Source organism: Brevundimonas sp. GN22 (genome assembly GCF_054824005.1).
This window is the reverse complement of sequence record NZ_JSYD01000015.1, coordinates 35,038-55,652: the sequence shown is the minus strand read 5'-3', so window position 1 is coordinate 55,652 and position 20,615 is coordinate 35,038. Positions and strand designations below refer to the sequence as shown.

The following is a 20,615-nucleotide window of genomic DNA, read 5'->3' as shown; positions in this document are numbered from 1 at the left end:
AAACAAAAAGGCCGGCTCCTGAAGGGGCCGGCCTTTTCTTTTAAGCCGCTTCGGCCAAATCCGCTTTACGGCGGCGCATCTCGATAATGCGCACACACCAGATGGAGACTTCGTAGAGAAGCACCATCGGGATCGCCAGCATCAGCTGACTGATGGGGTCCGGCGGCGTAACCACCGCAGCAACGACAACCACAGCCACAATGGCGTAGCGGCGGCCCTTGGCCATCAGCTCGCTGCTGATCAGGCCTGCCATGCCAATCAGCGTCATGACGACGGGCAGCTGGAAGCAGAAGCCAAACGCCAGCACCAGCGCCATCACGAGGCTGAGATAGTCGGAAACCTTGGGCAGGAGTTCTGCAGAGACGCCTTCGCCGACAATACCCTGGCTCAACGAGAACCACATCACGAACGGCAGCATCACGTAATAGACCAGCGCCGCACCAACGACGAACAGAACAGGTGCCGCCACGAGGAATGGCAGGAAGGCCCCGCGTTCGTTCTTGTACAGGCCCGGCGCAACGAAACGATAAAGTTGATAGGCAATCACCGGGAAGGCCCCAAACACAGCCCCCAGAGCCGCCAGCTTCATCTTGGTGAAAAGGATTTCCAGCGGGGCCGTATAGATCAGCCGCACTTCCTCCGCATCTACGTGCGGCAGCGGGATAGCACCAGCCGTACCCAGGATCAGATCAATCGGGGAAGCGTGTGGATGACCACCGCCCGCCGACTGGAAAAACGCATAAGCCGCGACATATGGCTTCACCAGAAACAGATAAATCTGGCTGGAGAAGTAGAAGCACAGGATGAAGGCCAGACCGAACGCGACCACGCATTTGAGCAAGCGTGAGCGCAATTCGACGAGGTGGTCCATCAATGGCGCACGCGAGGCCTCGATCTCGGCCTCGTCTCGATCAATATGCGTCATAGAGCGTCCTTCTTGAACGCGTCTGCTTGGGTCTGCTCGAGCTGGGCTTGCTCGACCTGAGCCGCCTGCGCGTCCAGATCAGGCCATTCGTCGACGCCGGTCGGCACGATCACGGGGTCCACTGGAGCGGCTTCCGACACAGGCACTTGGTCCGCGTCGCCATCAGCCTTCCCGGTCTCTGGCGCGCCCTCCAGTTCCTTACGGATATCCTTGAAGGCGTTCTCGGCGTCGGCCCCCAGAGCATACATACCTGAACCGGTACGCAGCGCCTGAACCTCTTTGCGAAGGTCGTCCAACTCGGACTGGCGCGCCATTTCGTCGAAGCTGGCACGAAACTCGTTGGCCATGGCCCGAGCCTTGCCCACGAACTGACCCACCCGACGCATCAACAGCGGCAGATCCTTTGGCCCCACGACAAGCAGGGCCACGATTCCGATCACAAGGATTTCGAAACCGCCGATACCGGGGCCTAGACCACCCATACTTCAGCGTCTTTCAGAGCAGATTAGTGGGTTTCTTTGTCTTCGGTGCGGGTAATGGTGCCAACCGGCTCGTTCTTGGTCTTGTCGTCGTCTTTCAAGCCGTCCTTGAAAGCGCGGATGCCCTTGGCGGCATCGCCCATCACGCTCGACAGCTTACCGCGACCGCCGAACAGAACGGCGACGACAACAATAACGATTGCCCAGTGCCAAATGCTGAAAGAGCCCATCGAAAAATCCTCCTCGGTGGGCCGCGAGTGTCGCGCGCCCGAACACAGATTGTTATCGCTCATATAGGCGCAGAGATGGCAGTGCGCCAAGTGACGCTGTAGGCAAGGTTAAATGAGTCTCCCAGATCACGTCATCGTCCACACGGACGGAGCCTGTAAAGGCAACCCCGGCCCCGGCGGCTGGGGAGCAATCCTGCAAACGCGCGGCCACGAAAAAGAGCTGTGGGGCGGTGAGCTAAACACCACCAACAACCGCATGGAAATGATGGCCGCCATTCAGGCGCTAGAAGCCTTGAAACGCCCGTGCCGCGTGGATTTGCACACGGACAGCAAATACGTGATGCAGGGTGTCACCGAGTGGATGCGCGGCTGGAAAGCACGCGGCTGGAAAACTGCAGACAAGAAGCCGGTGAAGAACGAAGACCTGTGGCGCCGGCTGGATGAAGCGCGCAACCGCCACGAGGTGAAGTGGCATTGGGTGAAGGGTCACGCTGGCCATGAACTGAATGAGCGCGCTGATTCGCTGGCAAATCGCGGCGTAGATGAAGCGAGGGGCCGCTAAGGCCCCTCCTCCACTCATAGGGTATTTAGTTGGCACGCACGCGAAGGCGTCCGCCCAGTACCTGCTCGACGACGACGTTTTCGCCGACGAGCGGGTTGCCCCCTTCGATCTCGGCCGCCCATTCGGCCCCCGAGATAAACACGCGGCCCGAACCGTTGTGGAAGGGCTCTACAACGCGCGCGCGTTGCCCCACCAGTCGCAGGTTCACGTCGTTTATATCGGGCGAGTCGTCCGGATTGACCTTTTTGACGAAACGCTTCGACAGCAGCGTCAAAAGCACCGTCAGCGCGGCAAAGACACCGAGCTCAACCCACAGACCCAGTTCGGGAAGAATGGCTGACAGCAGTGCGGTGATACCCGCCGCAACTGCAGGCCATAAAAGCCACTCGGTGGAGAACATGGCCTCGATGCCCAGCAAGGCTACACCGACGCCCAGCCATAGCCAGAACGGTTGGGAAGCATACAGACCTGTCAGCCATTCCATAGCGATCACTCCGAAGGCGGAACGGATGTGCGCGGCGGATTACCGCGCGACGAAGTGGTATTCTGGGCCTGACGCGCACGTGCGCGTGCCGGACCCGGCTCGTCGCCGCTGCGCGCCAGACCGACCAATTCGCCCACGCCGGCGATGGTGCCGACCAGAGCCGACATTTCGCTGGGCACGATAACGGTCTTCTGTTGCGGGCTGCGGGCCAGTTCGGCGAAGGCCTCGACGTATTTCTGCGCGACGAAGTAGTTGATGGCGTTGACGTTGCCGTCGGCGATTGCATCCGAAACCATGCTGGTTGCGCGGGCTTCGGCCTCCGCTTCACGCTCGCGGGCTTCTGCGTCGCGGAAGGCGGCTTCCTTGCGGCCTTCGGCCTGCAGAATGGCCGACTGCTTGGCACCTTCGGCGCGGGCGATGGCGGCTTGCTTCTCGCCGTCCGCCTCGGTGATGACCGCACGACGCTCGCGCTCGGCCTTCATCTGGCGGGCCATGGCATTGGTGATATCGACCGGAGGGGTCAGGTCCTTGATCTCGATACGGGCGACTTTAACGCCCCACGGTTCAGTCGCGGAATCAATGACGTGCAGCAGACGGGTGTTGATGCTGTCGCGCTGACTCAGAACCTCGTCCAGTTCCATCGAGCCAACCACCGTACGCAGGTTGGTCATGCAGAGCTGGGAGATAGCATAAGGCAGATTATCAACGCGGTATGCCGCAGCCGAGGCATTCGTCACCTGAATGAAGACGATGCCGTCGACCTTCACCATGGCGTTGTCCTTGGTGATGACTTCTTGCGTCGGAACGTCGAGGACCTGCTCCATCATATTCATGCGATGGCCAATGCGCTCGATGAACGGTGTCAGCAGGTGAATGCCCGGCGTCAGAGTCTTGGTGTAGCGGCCAAAGCGCTCAACCGTGAACTCGCGCCCTTGCGGCACAATCTTCACCACGCTGAACAAGAGCACCAGCGCGAAGACCACGAAGGGGATTACGAAAAAGAGGCCCATCAAATTCCTCCGAACAGGCTCGCGCAACATTAACTACATCGCGCTTGTGCCCCATTTCTGACACAGCCGGGCCAATTGTCACTCTACGATTTTGTTAGAATAGGTAGCGACGGCCATGCGGATGATGCGCCGTGTCTCATCCCAATCGACCATTCGCAGAGCTTCTTCGATCCCGAAGAACCGTGCTTCGGCGGCGTCATCCCCCGCTACCGGCTCGCCGGAAATCCATTCCGCCCAATAGTCGATCAGCACATAATGTCGGCCCGATCCGAGAAACAGGCCGTCTACCACATCCAATAGCCCGCCTATGCGCGCCGTCACGGCCGTTTCTTCGCCAAGCTCTCTCAGGGCTGCATCAATGGCGCGCTCGCCTGCTTCGATTCGACCGCCAGGTAGGCTCCACTCCCCCATTCGCGGCGGATTGCCACGGCGGATGAGCAAAACTTGGTCGCCCTTCAGACAGACGACACCGACGCCGGGCACTGGCGTCATGAATATTTCGCAGTTTGAGGGTTCGACAGCATAGGTTTGCGCTTCCACCACCGCGACGCATTTGTCAAAAGGGCAAACATGACTCTCCCGACGCCTGAAGCCCTCGCTGAATTGAAATCCGCACTGCCGGACGCCTTCATTGATGACACGGTGCAGATGGCCCCGTGGCTGACCGAATGGCGCGGGCGCTGGACCGGACACGCTCCTATCGTGCTGCAACCGCGCACCACCGAAGAGGTCAAGCGTGCAGTCGAGATTTGCGCAAGGCATGGCACAGCGATTGTGACCCAAGGCGGCGGTACCGGACTGGTTGGCGGGCAAATCCCTTACGGGCAGGTGCTGCTGTCGACGCGCAAGTTGCGCGAGGTGCGCGATGTGACGCCTCTGGACGACGCGATGACGGTTGAAGCCGGCGTTACCCTGTTGGAAGCACAAGAAATTGCCAAGGCTAATGGTCGCTTCTTCCCTCTGTCTTTGGCCGCTGAAGGTTCAGCGACGATTGGCGGGGTTATCTCGACCAATGCAGGCGGAACGCAGGTGCTGCGCTATGGCATGATGCGCGATCTGGTGTTGGGCATCGAAGCCGTTCTGCCCAGCGGCGAGGTCTTCGACGGCCTGAAGCGACTGCGCAAAGACAATACCGGCTACGATCTCAAGCAACTGATGATCGGTGGCGAAGGTACGCTAGGCGTCATTACGGCGGCCACGCTGAAACTGTTCCCGATCATGCGATCGCGCTGCGTGGCGTTCGTGGGTCTGGAAAGTGCCGCAGCTTCGATCGAGCTTCTCGCACGCGCCAAGGACGAGACAGGCGGCGGCGTCGAAGCCTTCGAGATGATGAAGCGTCTCGGCATGGAACTGGTGCTCAAGAATATTCCTCACACGCGCGAGCCGCTGGAAAGCACGCCGCCGTGGTACGTGCTGATCGAGATTACAAACGGCACCCCCGGCGGGGCCGAAGCGCAGATGGAGCGTCTACTGGAGGTCGCCTTCGAGGAAGGCCTGATCACCGACGCCTCTATCGCCCAGAACGATGCCCAGCGGGCCCAGTTCTGGCGTCTGCGTGAAGAGCACTCTGCCGCGCTCAAGCCCGAGGGTGGCGGGTGGAAGCACGACGTTTCCGTACCGATCAGCCGCATCGCCGACTTTATCGAAGAAGCGACAGCAGCGATCGAGGCCTTCCATCCGGGCTGTCGCGTGTCGTGCTTCGGACATATCGGCGACGGCAATCTGCACTACGATATTATTCCCGGCGTCGGCGAGGATATCCCGGCCTTCATCGGTCGCTGGAAGGAGGGCTCCACTGTGGTGCACGACATCGTTGCCCGTTATGACGGCTCGATTTCGGCAGAACACGGGCTGGGCCGCCTAAAGACGGACGAAGTCAAACGGTACAAGAACCCCGTAGAAATCGACCTGATGGCTTCCATTCGCCGGGCCATCGACCCCCAACGGATCATGAATCCGGAAATCCTCTTCTAGGGTCCACCCCGACCTATGACCTTAATACGCGCGTAGCCTCGCCGAGGTTTGATTTCGCGCGATTAGGTCCTATGTGAGCGCCGACCAAGGAGCGCCTGTTTTGCTAATCGTTGTCTCTCCAGCCAAAAAGCTGGACTTCACGCCTGCTGCCATCGACCTGCCTATGACCCCGCGCCGGTGCGCGAAAGAAACGGCAGAGTTGGAGAAGGTCACCCGCAAGCTGACGCGCGCTGATCTGCGGCGCTTGATGTCCATCTCCGAGACCTTGGCCGATTTGAACTGGCAGCGCTTCCAGTCCTTCAACAATGAAGTCACCGATGCCGACGTGCAGGCGGTGTTCGCCTTCGCCGGCGACGTGTACGAGGGCCTGAAGGCTCGCGAGATGACCAAGGACGACCTGCTGTGGGCGCAGGATCACCTGCGCATTATATCGGGCTTCTATGGCCTGCTGCGTCCGCTGGACGGTATGCAACCCTATCGCCTCGAGATGGGTACCCGTCTGAAGACCCCGCGCGGCAATAATCTTTATGACTTCTGGGGTGAGCGTATCTCCCTGCGTCTCAATGAGGACGCTGCAGGCCAACCTGATCAGACGCTCGTGAACCTGGCCAGCCAGGAATATTTCGGTGCCGTTGATGCGCGCGCATTGAAACTTCAGGTCGTCACTCCGCATTTTAAAGAGCGTAAGGACGGGGAAGACCGGATCATTTCCTTCCATGCCAAAAAAGCGCGTGGTGCGATGGCGCGTTACGCCATCCTGAACCGCGTTGAAAAAGCTGAGGATTTGAAGGGGTTTGATCAGGAAGGCTACCGCTTCATGCCGGATATTTCGACGGAATCCGACTGGATATTCATCAGAGAAGGAAATTCCTGATGCGTTGAAGGCGAGCCGGCGTTAGGTTGAACCCAAATCATAATATCAGGGTGGATTCCTCGCATGCTCGCCATGAACGATCTCAAGGGCCAAGTTGCCGTCATCACCGGCTCTACCTCCGGCATCGGTCTGGCCCTTGCCTCTGCTGCCGCTGAATGCGGCGCGAACGTCGTCCTGAACGGACTGGGCGACGCCGACGCCATCGAGAAGACCCGCGCCGAACTGGCCGCCAGGACGGGCGTGACTGTCCTCTACCATCCGGCAGACATGACGCAGCCGGACCAGATCGCGGACATGGTCGACTTCGCCAAGCGTGAATTAGGCCGCTTGGATATCCTCGTGAATAATGCCGGCATCCAGCATGTCGAGGCCGTCGAGAAATTCCCGAACGATGCGTGGGAACGCATTATTTCGATCAACCTGTCGTCGGCATTCTATGCCACCAAGGCGGCCGTTCCGATCATGCAGGAACAGGGTCGCGGCCGGATCATCAACGTGGCCTCTGCCCACGGTCTGGTCGCCAGCCCGTTCAAATCGGCTTACGTCGCAGCCAAACACGGCGTGATCGGCTTTACCAAGACCGTCGCATTGGAACTGGCCCAGCAGAACATCACCTGCAACGCCATCTGCCCCGGCTTTGTGGAAACCCCGCTGGTTCAGGCCCAGATCGCGGAGCAGGCCCGCACGCGAGGCATGAGCGAAGAGGACGTGATGAAGAACGTCATCCTCGGCTCTCAACCGACCAAGAAGTTCGTCACCACCGAGCAGTTGGCCGGCATTTTCCTCTACCTCGTGTCCGAACTGGGCGCTTCGGCGAACGGCAGTTCGTATTCGGTCGACGGCGGCTGGACCGCGCAATAAGCTCATGGCCTTCTGGTCAGGAGGCCCCAATGGCGAAACGCAAACCTGTTTGTCTGGCCCTGCAAGGGGGCGGATCGCACGGTGCCTTCCAATGGGGCGTCCTTGACCGTCTGTTCGAAGACGACCGCATAGAGGTGACAGCTGTGACAGCCGCCTCTGCGGGGGCCATGAATGCCGCCGCGCTTGTGACGGGTCTGGAAAAGGGTGGCAATGAAGGGGCGCGGATCGCGCTGGATCACCTGTGGCACGAGGTCAACCAGTCCGGAGGTCGCAACGTCTTCGGCTCTAGCGGTCAGTGGCTACAGAGCCTGACCAAACAATGGGTCTCCGATAATCCGCTGTGGCAGGCTGGACAGACGCTGGCCATGTCCATGAGCCCCTATGCTTTCAACCCGTTCAACCTCAACCCGCTGAAGCGTGTGGTCGAGTCAGCGGTCGATTTCGCGGCGGTCAGAGCTTCATCTGTCCAAATGCACATTTCAGCCACGGCGGTGCAGAGCGGCAAATCTCGCATCTTCGAAACCAAGGAAATCTCGCCCGAAGTACTGATGGCGAGCGCCTGCCTGCCTCATATGTTTCAAGCCGTCCGCATTGATGGGGAGGACTATTGGGATGGCGGCTATCTGGCTAATCCGGCGCTTTATCCCCTGTTCGAAGACAAGCAGCCTCACGACATTCTGCTTCTACCTTTGAACCCGTTCCGACGGGACGACACGCCACAGCAGTCGGCAGAGATCATGGATCGTCTGAACGAAATTCTGTTCAACGCCCCATTGGTGGCAGAGCTGCGCTCCATCGCCTTCGTCCAGCGACTGATCGAAGAAGGCCGCCTTCAACGCGGGGAAGGCTGGGGCGAGATCAGGCTGCACGCCATTCCGGCAGACCAGTGGCTGGGCGATTTGTCGCTGGCTTCCAAGCTGGATACCGAATGGCGCTTCCTCACAACCCTGAAAGACAAGGGTCGCGAGGCGGCTAATCAGTGGCTTGAAGGCTGCTTTGCTCGCGTGGGCAAGTCGACGACAATAGATCTTCAGGCTGAGTTTCTTTAGCCCACAAACCCTGCAGCACGCTTGAGGCGGTCATTGATCGCCTCGCCCAGCCCGTCATTTGGAACAGGTGTTACGGCGATACCCTTGGGATGGGTCCGGTCCGCTTCGCGCAGCAGGCGGAACAGGTTGGCCGCCGCTTCCCGAAGGTTTCCGGTGGGACTAAGACTCCAACGGGGATCACCCACGCCCTCGCCAAAGCCCAATAGAAGTTCGCCTTCGGCTGGCTGCTCGACATTGATCCTGACGGGGGCGTCGGGTGCATAGTGAAGCGCCATGCGGCCGGGAGATCGATGCCCCTCCTCCGCTCGCTCGGCCAAGGGGCCGACGATCTCTTCCAACTCGCGACGCGTGACCGACCCCGGACGTAGCAAGGCAACCTGCCCGCCCAGCACCGACACCACCGTGCTCTCTACGCCCACGGCGCACGGACCACCGTCGATAGCCGCACCGGTCGCTAATCCCGTCTCTTCAACCGCATCGGCATAGGTTGTCGGGCTGGGGCGCCCTGAACGATTTGCAGACGGAGCAACGACCGCACCGCCGAATGCTGCGATAACTTCGCGCGCCTTTGCATGCCCCGGAACGCGGATGGCCACACTGTCCAGACCCGCTCGCGCAAGATCACACACCGCGAACCGATTCTTGATCGGTGCCACGATCGTCAGCGGTCCGGGCCAAAATGCCTCGGCCAAGGCGCGCGAGCGATCATCAAAAATGGCCACCTTCTCGGCGGCGGCACTGTTCGCCACATGCGCGATCAGAGGATTGAAACGGGGACGACCCTTGGCTTCAAAAATGGCCGCCACAGCCTCGGGGTTCGATGCGTCCGCGCCCAGCCCATACACAGTCTCTGTCGGCAAAATTACCAGTTTGCCCGCTCGCAAAGCGTCAGCGGCTGTGGCAACTGCATCTTTCTGCGGAGTCACTATCATAAACAGACTTTCTTTACGCGGCGGCACTTGTGCACACTTACACCGCGCTGGGCAAAATCTCGACTAAAGTCCAACCGGACTTGCGCAAAGGTCGAGGAAGTTCGACACATCCCCGCATCAGATTAGAGGAATTACGATGACTTATCGCGCTCCGGTTCGAGACATTGCCTTCGCCTTGGAAGCCGTTGCGGGCATTAGCGATGTGGCGGCCACGGGGGCATTCCCCGACTATGACGCCGACGTCTCTGCTGCTGTGCTGGAGGCTGCCGCACAATTCTCCGAAGAAGTGCTGGCTCCGCTGAACCGCGTGGGCGACCTGAATCCGGCCACCATCGTGGACGGCAACGTCACTGCATCGCCGGGCTTCGCCGACGCCTATCGTCAGTTCGCAGCCGGTGGCTGGACCTCGCTGTCGGCATCGACCGAAGCCGGTGGTCAGGCGCTTCCTAAGGCGCTGGAACTGGCGTCGTACGAGACCGTGCACTCGGCCAACATGGCGTTCGGCCTGTGCCCGATGCTGTCGCTGGCGGCTATCGAAGCCCTTGAAGCTGTCGGCACCGACTTCCAGAAGCATACCTATTTGCCCAAGCTGGTTTCGGGCGAATGGACCGGCGCGATGGTTCTGACCGAGCCGAGCGCAGGTTCGGACCTCGGCGCACTGGTTGCCACCGCGACCCCGACCGAAGACGGCAAATATCTGCTGAACGGCCAGAAGATCTTCATCACCTGGGGTGATCACGACGCAACGGACAACATCGTCCACCTCGTTCTGGCCCGCTTGCCGGGTGCGCCTGCAGGTCCGAAGGGCATCTCGCTCTTCCTCGCCTCGAAATTCCACCTCGACGCAGACGGCAACGTCACCACCGAGCGCAACAGCTTCGCGCCGGTCGGTCTGGAGCACAAGCTGGGCATCCACGGCAGCCCGACCTGCGTCATGCAGTATGACAACGCTGTCGCCGAGCTGGTTGGCCGTCCGAACGAGGGCCTCGCCCACATGTTCGTCATGATGAACGCTGCCCGTCTGGCCGTTGGCGTTGAAGGCGTCGGCATTGCCGAGCGCGCATACCAACACGCTCTCGCCTACGCTCTGGAACGCCGTCAGGGCACCAGCGTCTGGACCGGTGAGCGTAACGCACCGCTGTTCGACCTTCCCGACGTGCGCCGCATGCTGGTCACCATGAAAGCCAAGACCTCGGCTGCCCGCGCCATCTGCCTGTCGACGGGCGTTGCTGCCGATCTGGCTCGCCACGCTGCGACCGAAGAAGAGCGCAAAATCTGGAAGGGTCGCGAAGACCTGTTCACCCCGATCGCCAAAGCATGGTCGACCGACGTCGGCTGTGAAGTCGCTTCGCTGGGCGTCCAGGTCCACGGCGGCATGGGCTTCATCGAGGAAACCGGCGCGGCACAATACTATCGCGACGCCCGCATCACCCCCATCTACGAAGGTACCAACGGCATTCAGGCCATGGACCTCGTTGGCCGCAAGCTGTCGATGGACAACGGTGAATCGGCCAAGCGCCTGATCGAAGAAATGAAGACGACTCTGCACCAGCTGTCGTCGATCTACTCGGGCAAGCCGGTCGAGCGTTTCGCGAACGCTATCGAGTCGGTCGAAGATGCCACCCTATGGCTGCTGGATGCCAAGCAGGACAAGGCTCGCGCTGCCGACGTACTGGCGGGTGCCGATGCCTATCTGAAGCTGCTGGGCGACGTTGTCGGCGGCTGGATGCTGGCCAAGGGCGCTCTGGCAGCCAAGGCCAAGCTGGACGCCAATGACGGCGATGCGGCATGGCTGCAAGGCAAGCTGGACCTCTACGACGTCTACGCTGCCAACGTTCTGGGTCACGTCTCCAGCCGTCTGGCTGGCGTCGGCCAAGGCGGCGAGCTGCTGAACAAACTGACGGTTGAAGCTCTGGCTGGCTAATCAGCCAAGACGCGCTTCCTAAGAAGGAACGCCCCTTGCATCATGGCATGCAGGGGGCGTTTTTCATGTCCGGTTTAGGGAATAGCCCACTCTCTCGACGGCTCGCCCTCCGACGTGAGAGATTGGGCCGAGGGGGATTCGATCTAATGACGCTTTCAGTTCTGGCCGGTGCGATGCTGTTCGCTGCCTCGATTCAGGTAGGCGAGCCCACTGTCGAAGTGGTCGCGGTCCCGCAGGTGCCAGTCAGGATCACAAATCCCGTGTGGCACACCGCGCCGACAGTTGAACCCTCTGACTATCCCATTTTGGCAAACCATCTGGGCATGTCGGGGCGGGTCGATGTCGAATGCCAGATCAGCGCAGAGGGCGTGCCCGCTTGTGAAGCGGTAAAAGCCATCCCTGAAGGCCTAGGATTCGAGGCGGCGGCAGTCGCCATTGTCGAGCGAGGCCGTCTAACCCCGCGACGGGTTGATGGCGTGGCGACCGACGGACAGCTGAAGGTGTCGGTCCCCTTCATTCCCGAGCCTGTCGATCCCCCACCCTCGATCTGGATGGGACCGCCGCCGAGCAACGCAAATCTGCTGGCCGGCATGGTGGCCGCACAGTCGCTAGCGCGGGATCGTAACGCGGCATCCGACTTTGACTGGGGCCTGCACCAACTGCCACCTGAGCGCGCGATGAAAGTTCAGGCTTGGATCGCCGAAATGTATATCGGGCGCACCAACGCGAAGCTGCTGGCCAAAGGGATCGCTATGGTGCTGGCCAAACGCGGCGAGACTTCGGTGCCGGCCCAGAAGCCTGCAGACTGGGACGACTGGGTTCGGGAGATGGATCAGGCGGTCGCCAGCATCTATTCCCCCGAAACCAACTTCGCCCCGCTGAGAGTGCGTGTCTGCGAGACCTACGACTGCGGTTCTTCGTACGTGGTCCGCTGAGCGTCCATCAGCGCCAGTGTCTCGCGGACATATTGGGCATGGGCCACCACGCCCAGTTCGATGCCCTCACCGTCACCTTGAACTTCCTTGATCAGGATGCCGGCAATAAAGGGGTGGTCCGGCACAGGAACGTCCGGACGACGTGTGGCCGCCGGCACCCAAAATACAGGGCCGCCAGAGTTTCCCTGCGAGACGTTAAAGTCCAACAGGAAGGTCGCAAAATGCTGCACCGGCGTTAGCGGCCACGATGCAATGCGCCCCGAGCGTAGGATGGGAAAACCGGCACGGTTCGCAGACAGGCCGTGCGGATAGCCCAGAGCGAACAACTCGTCGCCTGGCCCCATGCGCCATTGGTCAAAGGTTTGGGAATCGCCCAGCCAGCCGACCGGAATGGCGGCACGGGCAAACGCCTCCGGCGCTTCGATCTCGATGACAGCGACGTCCTGATCCGGATGCTTGGTCCACAGGGGCGTGCCGTCTTCCGCGCGGATCGGGAACTCCTGAGGGGCGTAGCGCCAATTCCCGTCCGCCTCGGCCACCCGCCATCCTGCACGCGCCTGGGCGTTGGGCATGACACTGAACACGTGATCAGCCGTGACCAAGACCACACGAGGAGAGCCGTCAGGGCGCGGTGCCTCGATCAGAAATCCCGTCCCGACTTTGCGTCGCCCCCCGCCAATCGACTGGTCGATCTGGATCGTCGCGCTGATCAGGCCGAGGGTCATGTCCCACTCGGCAGCAGGCGACTGGGCAACGGGCGGTTCGGGGGGATATGCGTCGAGGACCATGATCGACATTTGACCTTATGACGCGACCGGCACAAGGTCCGTTTCACAAGTTCACTGGGAGGCAGGGTCTATGAATCGCCGCGAGCTACTCGCTACCACCGTCGCCGGCCTTGTGGCCGCGACACCTGCCCTCGCCTACCCGTCGATTACCCAGACTACCGGAGCCCGAATGCCTCGCCCTGTACCGCCCGTTGCCAAGAAAGTCCCTGTCACCATCGAACAGCTGGGTCGCACCCGCACCGATGAATATCAGTGGATGAAGGACGACAACTGGCAGGCCGTTCTGCGTGATCCGAAACTGATCAAACAGGACGTCAAAGAGCATCTCAACGAAGAGAGCGCCTATCGCGAAGCCATGATGGCCTCGACCACCACGCTTCAGGCCCAGATGTTCGAGGAGATGAAGGGCCGCATCAAGGAAGACGACGCCTCGGTCCCGTCCGCTGATGGTCCGTGGGAATACTACACCCGCTATAATGTGGGTGATCAGCACCCACTGTACTGCCGCCGCCCGCGTGGCCGCACCGACGGCGAAGAAATCCTGCTGGACGCCAACAAACTGGCCGAGGGCAAGGCCTATTCCGAAGTCGGCGATACCGAGGTCAGCCCAGATCACAGCCTGTTCGCCTATTCCGAGGATGCCCAAGGCTCCGAAGTCTACAAAATCTACGTGAAGGACCTCGCTACCGGTCAGGTCCTGCCGGATGTCATCGACTCCGCAACGGGCGACTTCACCTTCTCGCCGGACAGCCAGTGGATCTTCTGGACCAATCGCAACGACAACGGCCGTCCTGACAAGATTTTCCGCCGACCGGCCAAAGGCGGAGAAACGACCCTCGTTTATGAGGAAGAGGACGAGGGCATGTTCCTCGGCTTCGGCCGTACTTCGGACGATGCCTTCATGCTGGTGACAATCGCCAATCAGGAAACTTCAGAATCGCGTCTGATCCCGGGCACCAACCCCACCGCAACGCCGGTGGTCGTAGAGCCGCGCGTAGAGGCCCGCCTCTATTCGATGGATCACTGGGGCGACCGCTGGGTAATCCGTACCAACGCTGACGACGCCATCGACTTCAAAATCGTCGAAGCCCCGACAAACGCCCCCGCCAAGGCCAACTGGACGGACCTCGTTCCCCATACGCCGGGTCGGTACATCGAAGGCTTCTCGCTGACGAAGGACTTTGTCTCGCGTCAGGAACGCTCGGACGCCAACACCAGGATCGTCATTCGCGACCGCGCGGGTTCAGAGCACGAGATCGCCGTGGACGAGCCGGCCTACAGCCTGTCGCTGGCAGGCGCGTCGGAATTCGACACTACGGTTATCCGCTACACCTACAATTCCATGTCCACGCCGACCTCGGTTTACGACTATGACCAGAAGACCCGCGAGCGCACCCTGCGCAAGGTTCAGGAAGTGCCGTCGGGTCATAACCCCGCCGATTACATCGTCGAACGCCTGAACGCTCCGGCTGCCGACGGAGAACTGGTCCCCGTCTCCATCCTGCGCCACAAGGACACGCCCGCGGACGGCAGCGCGCCTGTGCTGCTGTACGGCTATGGCTCCTACGGTATGTCGATGCCTGCGGGCTTCTCGACCAACCGTCTGTCGTTGGTGGATCGCGGCTTCATCTATGCCATCGCCCACATTCGCGGTGGTGCGGACAAGGGCTGGAACTGGTTCCTGAACGCCCGCCGCTTCACCAAGAAGAACACCTTCACCGACTTCATCGCGGCCGCCGATCACCTGATCGACAAAGACTATGCCCGCGCAGGCCACATCGTGGCCGAGGGCCGCTCGGCTGGTGGTCTGCTGATGGGGGCCGTCACCAATATGCGCCCCGAACTGTGGGCAGGCATCATCGGCGGCGTACCGTTCGTGGACCTGATCAACACCATGAGCGACACCTCCCTGCCCCTCACCCCGCCGGAATGGCCGGAATGGGGTAATCCCCTCGAGGACGCCGAAGCTTACGACTACATGTGGTCGTACAGCCCATACGATCAGATTTCGGCCAAGGCGTACCCCGCGGTACTGGCGACCGGCGGTCTGTCCGACCCCCGCGTGACCTATTGGGAACCGCAGAAATGGGTCGCCCGTCTGCGCGACCACACCACCTCGACCAATCCCGTCCTGCTGAAGATCAATATGGAGGCGGGCCACTTCGCCTCGTCGGGTCGCTTCGACTATCTGAAGGATATCGCGCTGGATTACGCCTTCGCGATCTGGGCCGTGAACAAGGGCTGGGAAAAAGACTTCGCCTGATGCCTGAGTTCATTATTCGTGAGGCGGTGGAAGATGACTTCCTCGCCATCACGCAAATCTATGCCAGATGGGTCAACGAAGCCTGCGGCACTTTCGAATTGGTGCCCCCGACCGAAAACGAGATGAAAGCCCGCTTTGCCTATGTGCGGGCGCTGGGCATGCCCTATCTGGTTGCCGAGAAAGACGGTCAGGTCATGGGCTATGCCTATGCCGGTCCGTTCCGCGCCCGCGAGGCCTATCGTTACATGGCCGAGGATTCGATTTATCTCGATCCGGAAGCCAAGGGCATGGGCGTCGGCGGCGCTCTTCTCGACCGACTGATTCACGAATGCGAAGGAAAAGGCGTCCGCCAGATGGTCGCGGTCATCGGCGATTCCGAAAATGAGTCGTCAATCGCGCTGCATCGCTCACGGGGATTCGCGGATTCCGGCCGATTCACATCTGCTGGATGGAAGTTGGACGGATGGCGCGACGTTATTTTCATGCAGCTCTCACTCGGGGCCGGAGACACCACGCCGCCGGATGGGCCAGCGCTTCTGCTCAGTGACAAGGGACGATAAAGGCCGGATTTGCGGGCTTTTGCGGGGGCGGCAACGTCCCCGTCTTCGTATCTAACAAGGTTCTGAATTCGCTATCCATTTCGCAAATTGCCGTATTTTTTCAGGGCTCTGCATTTTTTCCGTTGACCCGAAACGAAGCCCCACCTAAACACCACCTCGTTCCCGCCGGACAAGGCGCGAACGGGACCAAGCGGGTGTAGCTCAGTTGGTTAGAGTGCCGGCCTGTCACGCCGGAGGTCGCGGGTTCGAGCCCCGTCACTCGCGCCACTCCCCTTCTTTAAGAAGTACGGAGTGGCGCATACCGCTCTTGGTCCGAAACGCTTTCCTGAAAATTGAAACAAACCGCCCAGCGCCCTCGTGCGCCTGTTGTTGTTTCAAGCTGGCGTTAGTTGACTTTTAACCAGAACACTTACAGAACATTCGGCAACGGTTCACGCCTTGTTCTGAAAGCGCTCTGACATGCTCACCAAGAAGCAGCACGAACTCCTGATGTTCATCCACGAACGCATCAAGGAAACCGGCGTGTCGCCTTCTTTCGACGAGATGAAGGAAGCGCTGGATCTGGCATCGAAGTCGGGCATCCACCGCCTGATCACCGCTCTTGAGGAACGTGGCTTCATTCGCCGACTGGCGCACCGCGCCCGCGCTCTCGAAGTTGTCAAAATGCCGGAACAGGCCACGGCTGCTGCACCCGCCAAGGGCCGCGCACCGTTCAAGCCTGATGTCATCGAAGGTGGCGGCCAGAACCGCGCCGTGCCTCAAGCGGCGAACGACGTGCGCGAACTGCCGCTGCTGGGCAAGATCGCCGCCGGTACGCCGATTGCCGCTATTCAGCACGAACAGGACCGCTTTTTCGTTCCCGAATCCATGCTGGGCTCCGGAGAGCACTACCTGCTGGAGATCGAGGGCGATTCCATGATCGAAGCGGGCATCTTCGATGGCGACACCGTCGTCATTAAACGCACCAACAACGCCAACAACGGCGAAATCGTCGTCGCTCTGGTCGAAGGCGAAGAGGCTACCCTCAAGCGTCTGCGCCGCAAGGGTCAGTCGATTGCGCTGGAACCGGCCAACCGCGCCTATGAGACCCGCATCTTCGGTCCGGATCAGGTCGAGGTTCAGGGCAAGCTGGTGGGCCTGCTGCGCCGCTATCACTGATAGTCGGGGTCGCCCCAGCGTGACCAAGGCCTGACCCCGCGCGTGTCCCGCACCCATTTGGCACGCCAACCCGAGGGGTCGCGCCAAAGTTGGACGGCTCCGCCTTCAGCGAAGTCATGACCGTCCAGCACCAGACGATTGCTACAGGCCGCAGGTAAATCCGCCACGACCGACCTGACGGCAACGACTTCCGCGGCCATGCACATAGCCTCCAGCTTGTCGGTTGCCGGCACCGCCCTTCCCCACCACAGCGCTATAGGGGCGATGCCTTCGGATTGGTGACAATGCGTTCTCCCGCAAGTCCAGTCGGACTTGTCGCGCTGCTGAACTTCCAAATTCCATCGCTGCGCCCAGATCTGCGATGCGAATGCCCTGACAGGACGAAAAACTGTCGCCTGCTGGCCTTCAACCCATGCGGCATTGGTGGCGGCCTCGCCTATCCAGATCGATGGAGGTTCAGGTCGCGGCCACAACAAAACCGCGCATGCCATGGGTAGTCCAAGCAGTCGCAGCCATCCGCGCCATAGGCACATGAACAGAACGCCGATGAAGGCGACCGGAAGGGCTATAGCGGGTGCACTGGCCATGGTCTGAACAGCTCCGGGCAAGGAGGCAGCCCAATGCCCGACCGCCAACATGGCCTCCACGCCCACGCCTGCAACCCAGAGGAACGGTCCGCCAAGCCCGAATGGCTCCAACACCGCACCCAAGGCCAGCGCCGGAAGCATGATCAAATCCGCCAACGGCGCGCTGGCCATATTCGCAACCAGTCCATAGACGCTGGTGCGGTTGAAGTGATGCATCACGAAAGGCCCCGTCGCGAGCCCCGCCACCAGGCTTGCTGCGATCGCTGTGCCACCCCACGAAAGTGCCCGTTGGAGCGCGGCTATCGGCCATGGCGTGTTGATCTCGCGTATCCGTCTTGGCCAAATCTCGGCTAGCGCCACCAGAGCAGCCGTTGCTGCAAACGACATTTGGAAGCCGGGCGTGATCACCGCTTCGGGTTGCAACAAGAGAACGACGAAAGCGGCCGTCGCCAGCGCCCGCATGCTGATGGCTTTTCTGTTCAGCAGAATGGCACCGAAGGCAATCGCTGCTGTCACCGCCGCCCTTTCGGCCGGAGCCGGTGCACCGGACAGCAACAGATAGGCCCCGACCGCCAGCAAGCCCGCCACGGCTGCAATCTTCTTTCCGGACGCCCTTAACGCCAGCCACGGCACCAGAGCCACCAGCAGGCGTATCAGGAAGAATACAAATCCCCCAACCACCGCCATGTGCAGGCCCGAGATCGACAGGATGTGCGCCAGTCCCGAATCCCGCATCGCCTGGAGGTCGTCTGCACCGATCCAAGTCTCGTGGCCCGTGACCATTGCGGCGGCAATGCCGCCTCTTTGTTCGCCCAGCCGCGCTACCAACCTTTCGGCCAACGCGAACCGGATCGCATTGATGCGCATTTCCTGCCGCACTGCGTAGGGTGGCTCGGCAAGATCGGCAGATCGCGCCTCCGTCAGACCGAACAATACGCCGCCCATACTCTCGAACCATGCCCCTCGCCCGAAGTCGTAGCTGCCCGGACTGGCCGGGGCGGGCGGAGGGTTCAAAAGCCCGAATATCGTCACCGCCTCACCCGGTCGCGGGGGCTCGCCTTTGACAGTGGCGCGGACGCGATGCGGAACCTGCTCTGGCTCCAGTCCGCGAATCCGAACCGGTGCCAGAATCACGCGATGACCTCTCGCCCCCGGAGAATCGACATCGATTACATACGCTTCGACCAAAGTCGGTTTGCCCATAGACGGCGCAATGGGCGCAGCAACTGCATCGGAACGCGCCTTGCCCGTGGCTAGTCCTCCAGCCATGCAGGCGAGCATGAGCAACGGCAAAGTTACCGATCTGGCCGCACCTCGGACACGCGAAAATCCCCACGTTAAAAGGCTTAGGGCCGCAAATATAAGCAGCGGCCAAAGGGGTGGCTCTGTCCGAAACCAGAAATAACTGGCACAACCTGCACCAAAGCAGACGGCGCTCCACAGTGGCCAGCGGTCACTTTGGGCCATCCATTCGTGCTTAAGGAGAGAACGGAAACCGTCGATCAACTTTACCGTAAGGCTTCGTTTTGTCGCTGACGAGCGTATAAGGGCGGCCGAATTGGACTCATTGCCTATGACCTCCCCATCTTCGACTGTTGTCACCCGCTTTGCCCCCTCGCCGACAGGCTACCTGCATATCGGCGGCGCGAGAACCGCGTTATTCAATTGGTTGTACGCCAAGGGCCACGGCGGCAAATTCCTGATCCGTATTGAAGACACCGACCGCGAGCGCTCGACCGACGAAGCGGTAAAGGCCATTTTCGATGGTCTGGACTGGCTGAACCTCCACGCCGATGAAGAACCGGTCTATCAGTTCTCGCGCGCTGACCGTCACCGCGAGGTAGTCCAGCAACTGCTCGACACCGGTCACGCCTATCGCGACTACCTTTCCGCTGAAGAAACCGGGGCTCTGCGCGATCAGGCCAAGGCCGAGGGCAAGGACTTCGTATCGCCGTGGCGCGACCGTGAGCCGACCGACGCCGAAGCGGGTAACCCCTTCACGGTTCGCTTCCGTCGCCCGCTGGGACAGTCAGTCATTGTCGATGATGCTGTTCAGGGAACGGTTCGCTGGGAATCTTCGGCCCTGGATGATCTGGTTATTCTGCGCTCGGATGGTGCTCCGACCTACAACCTTGCCGTGGTTGTCGATGACCACGATATGGGCGTGACGCACGTTATTCGCGGTGATGACCACCTGAACAACGCTGCGCGTCAGGGCCTGATTTATGATGCTCTGGGCTGGACGCGCCCAACGTTTGCCCACATCCCGCTGATTCACGGTCCTGACGGTGCCAAGCTGTCCAAGCGTCACGGCGCACAGGCTGTCCACGAATATGCCGAGATGGGCTACCTGCCCGAAGCTATGCGTAACTACCTGGCGCGCCTCGGCTGGGCTCATGGCGATGATGAATTGTTTGACGACGAACAGGCCAAGACCTGGTTCGACTTCGGCGGCATCAACAAGGCTCCGGCGCGTCTGGACTTCGACAAGCTGGCGCACGTCAACGCCCACTGGATTCGCCAGGCCGACGATCAGCGATTGGCTGATCTGACCACTGGCGTGCTGGCCTCGCGGGGCCAGACCCTTGATGCAGCGGCACGCGAAAAACTGCTGCGCGTCATTCCCTTGATCAAGGACCGGGCCAAGATGGTTCCGGAACTGGCTGATCAGGCTCAATTCGCCCTTCTGGTGAACCCAATCGCGCTAAACGAGAAAAGCCGTGGTTTGCTGCAAGGCGAAAACCTCGACCGCCTTTCACGACTTCGTGAATTCCTGACCGAAATTCAGGGTTGGTCAGTAGAAAACCTTGAAGCTTCGCTTAAACTTTTTGCTGAAAAAGAAGGCGTAGGCTTCGGTAAAATCGGGCCTTTTGCGCGCGCCGCTTTGACGGGCGGCGTTCCAGCTCCAGATATTGCAAAAATTCTGGTCGCTATCGGCCGCGACGAAAGTCTCCAGCGCTTGGATGATGCGCTGCAACAGACTAAGTAACACACCAACCAACACAAGGCCGTCCGCCTCC

At 60.7% G+C, this 20,615-nt stretch carries 19 protein-coding genes, 1 tRNA gene and 1 pseudogene; 12 read left to right on the top strand and 9 right to left on the bottom strand.

Annotation, left to right across the window (positions count from 1 at the left end):
- Positions 1–40 precede the first annotated feature (40 nt).
- The 3 genes and pseudogenes from tatC to OB03_RS02680 form a co-directional block, all read right to left on the bottom strand.
- A complete protein-coding gene (gene tatC / locus OB03_RS02690; protein ID WP_242913559.1) occupies positions 41–925 on the bottom strand; it encodes a twin-arginine translocase subunit TatC in 885 nt (294 codons plus the stop codon).
- Between the two features lie 253 nt (positions 926–1,178).
- A pseudogene (tatB, locus tag OB03_RS02685) lies at positions 1,179–1,407 on the bottom strand (Sec-independent protein translocase protein TatB); the annotation flags it as partial.
- A 23-nt stretch (positions 1,408–1,430) separates the two neighbouring features.
- The gene (locus OB03_RS02680) at positions 1,431–1,634 is read right to left on the bottom strand and encodes a twin-arginine translocase TatA/TatE family subunit (RefSeq protein WP_242913560.1); all 204 of its coding nucleotides are present in this window, start codon (positions 1,632–1,634) and stop codon (positions 1,431–1,433) included.
- Between the two features lie 112 nt (positions 1,635–1,746).
- Here OB03_RS02680 and rnhA point away from each other — a divergent pair, with 112 nt between their 5' ends.
- Positions 1,747–2,196 (top strand): ribonuclease HI, encoded by a 450-nt coding sequence (rnhA, locus tag OB03_RS02675; protein WP_461343155.1) that lies wholly within the window; start codon positions 1,747–1,749, stop codon positions 2,194–2,196.
- 25 nt (positions 2,197–2,221) lie between these two features.
- Here rnhA and OB03_RS02670 read toward each other — a convergent pair whose 3' ends face one another.
- The 3 genes from OB03_RS02670 to OB03_RS02660 all read right to left on the bottom strand — a co-directional run bounded on the left by OB03_RS02670 (position 2,222) and on the right by OB03_RS02660 (position 4,182).
- Complete coding sequence (locus OB03_RS02670; protein ID WP_242913562.1) at positions 2,222–2,680, bottom strand: NfeD family protein; 459 nt, start codon at positions 2,678–2,680, stop codon at positions 2,222–2,224.
- A 5-nt stretch (positions 2,681–2,685) separates the two neighbouring features.
- Positions 2,686–3,690 carry an SPFH domain-containing protein gene (locus OB03_RS02665; protein WP_242913563.1) on the bottom strand — a complete coding sequence of 335 codons (1,005 nt, stop codon included), beginning with the start codon at positions 3,688–3,690 and terminating at the stop codon, positions 2,686–2,688.
- Positions 3,691–3,768: 78 nt separating this feature from the next.
- Positions 3,769–4,182 carry an NUDIX hydrolase gene (locus OB03_RS02660; RefSeq protein WP_461343154.1) on the bottom strand — a complete coding sequence of 138 codons (414 nt, stop codon included), beginning with the start codon at positions 4,180–4,182 and terminating at the stop codon, positions 3,769–3,771.
- Positions 4,183–4,260: 78 nt separating this feature from the next.
- Between OB03_RS02660 and OB03_RS02655 the strand changes: the two genes are divergently transcribed.
- From OB03_RS02655 to OB03_RS02640, 4 genes are all read left to right on the top strand, one after another.
- Positions 4,261–5,664 carry an FAD-binding oxidoreductase gene (locus tag OB03_RS02655; protein WP_461343153.1) on the top strand — a complete coding sequence of 468 codons (1,404 nt, stop codon included), beginning with the start codon at positions 4,261–4,263 and terminating at the stop codon, positions 5,662–5,664.
- A 100-nt stretch (positions 5,665–5,764) separates the two neighbouring features.
- Positions 5,765–6,538 carry a peroxide stress protein YaaA gene (yaaA, locus tag OB03_RS02650; RefSeq protein WP_461343160.1) on the top strand — a complete coding sequence of 258 codons (774 nt, stop codon included), beginning with the start codon at positions 5,765–5,767 and terminating at the stop codon, positions 6,536–6,538.
- A 63-nt stretch (positions 6,539–6,601) separates the two neighbouring features.
- Positions 6,602–7,399, top strand: a complete 798-nt coding sequence (locus OB03_RS02645) for a 3-hydroxybutyrate dehydrogenase (protein WP_242913566.1) — start codon at positions 6,602–6,604, stop codon at positions 7,397–7,399.
- A 29-nt stretch (positions 7,400–7,428) separates the two neighbouring features.
- Entirely contained in the window at positions 7,429–8,448 is a 1,020-nt protein-coding gene (locus tag OB03_RS02640; protein WP_242913567.1) for a patatin-like phospholipase family protein, read from the top strand.
- Here the strand turns inward: OB03_RS02640 and OB03_RS02635 are convergent.
- Complete coding sequence (locus tag OB03_RS02635; RefSeq protein WP_461343152.1) at positions 8,445–9,380, bottom strand: L-threonylcarbamoyladenylate synthase; 936 nt, start codon at positions 9,378–9,380, stop codon at positions 8,445–8,447. The genes OB03_RS02640 and OB03_RS02635 overlap by 4 nt on opposite strands.
- Before the next feature lie 136 nt (positions 9,381–9,516).
- Between OB03_RS02635 and OB03_RS02630 the strand changes: the two genes are divergently transcribed.
- Together OB03_RS02630 and OB03_RS02625 are read left to right on the top strand one after the other, a co-directional pair.
- A complete protein-coding gene (locus OB03_RS02630; RefSeq protein WP_461343151.1) occupies positions 9,517–11,304 on the top strand; it encodes an acyl-CoA dehydrogenase in 1,788 nt (595 codons plus the stop codon).
- Positions 11,305–11,450: 146 nt separating this feature from the next.
- On the top strand, positions 11,451–12,239 hold the full coding sequence (locus tag OB03_RS02625; protein ID WP_461343150.1) for an energy transducer TonB: 789 nt from the start codon (positions 11,451–11,453) through the stop codon (positions 12,237–12,239).
- Here the strand turns inward: OB03_RS02625 and OB03_RS02620 are convergent.
- Positions 12,206–13,027, bottom strand: coding sequence for a trypsin-like serine peptidase (locus tag OB03_RS02620; protein ID WP_461343149.1), 822 nt, complete (start codon positions 13,025–13,027; stop codon positions 12,206–12,208). The two genes, OB03_RS02625 and OB03_RS02620, sit on opposite strands and share 34 nt — an antisense overlap.
- A gap of 70 nt (positions 13,028–13,097) precedes the next feature.
- On the opposite strand from OB03_RS02620, the gene OB03_RS02615 reads away from it, so the two are divergent.
- The 4 genes from OB03_RS02615 to lexA all read left to right on the top strand — a co-directional run bounded on the left by OB03_RS02615 (position 13,098) and on the right by lexA (position 17,008).
- Positions 13,098–15,290, top strand: a complete 2,193-nt coding sequence (locus OB03_RS02615; RefSeq protein ID WP_461343148.1) for a S9 family peptidase — start codon at positions 13,098–13,100, stop codon at positions 15,288–15,290.
- The gene (locus OB03_RS02610; RefSeq protein WP_461343147.1) at positions 15,290–15,850 is read left to right on the top strand and encodes a GNAT family N-acetyltransferase; all 561 of its coding nucleotides are present in this window, start codon (positions 15,290–15,292) and stop codon (positions 15,848–15,850) included. Before OB03_RS02615 ends, OB03_RS02610 begins: the two co-directional genes overlap by 1 nt.
- A gap of 190 nt (positions 15,851–16,040) precedes the next feature.
- Positions 16,041–16,117, top strand: a tRNA-Asp gene (locus OB03_RS02605).
- A gap of 192 nt (positions 16,118–16,309) precedes the next feature.
- Positions 16,310–17,008 carry a transcriptional repressor LexA gene (gene lexA / locus OB03_RS02600; protein WP_461343146.1) on the top strand — a complete coding sequence of 233 codons (699 nt, stop codon included), beginning with the start codon at positions 16,310–16,312 and terminating at the stop codon, positions 17,006–17,008.
- Here lexA and OB03_RS02595 read toward each other — a convergent pair.
- Positions 17,002–19,062 (bottom strand): ComEC/Rec2 family competence protein, encoded by a 2,061-nt coding sequence (locus OB03_RS02595; protein ID WP_461343145.1) that lies wholly within the window; start codon positions 19,060–19,062, stop codon positions 17,002–17,004. The two genes, lexA and OB03_RS02595, sit on opposite strands and share 7 nt — an antisense overlap.
- Positions 19,063–19,168: 106 nt before the next feature.
- Here OB03_RS02595 and gltX point away from each other — a divergent pair, with 106 nt between their 5' ends.
- Positions 19,169–20,584: a glutamate--tRNA ligase gene (gene gltX / locus OB03_RS02590; protein WP_461343144.1), complete on the top strand. Its 1,416-nt coding sequence runs from the start codon at positions 19,169–19,171 to the stop codon at positions 20,582–20,584.
- Positions 20,585–20,615 lie beyond the last annotated feature (31 nt).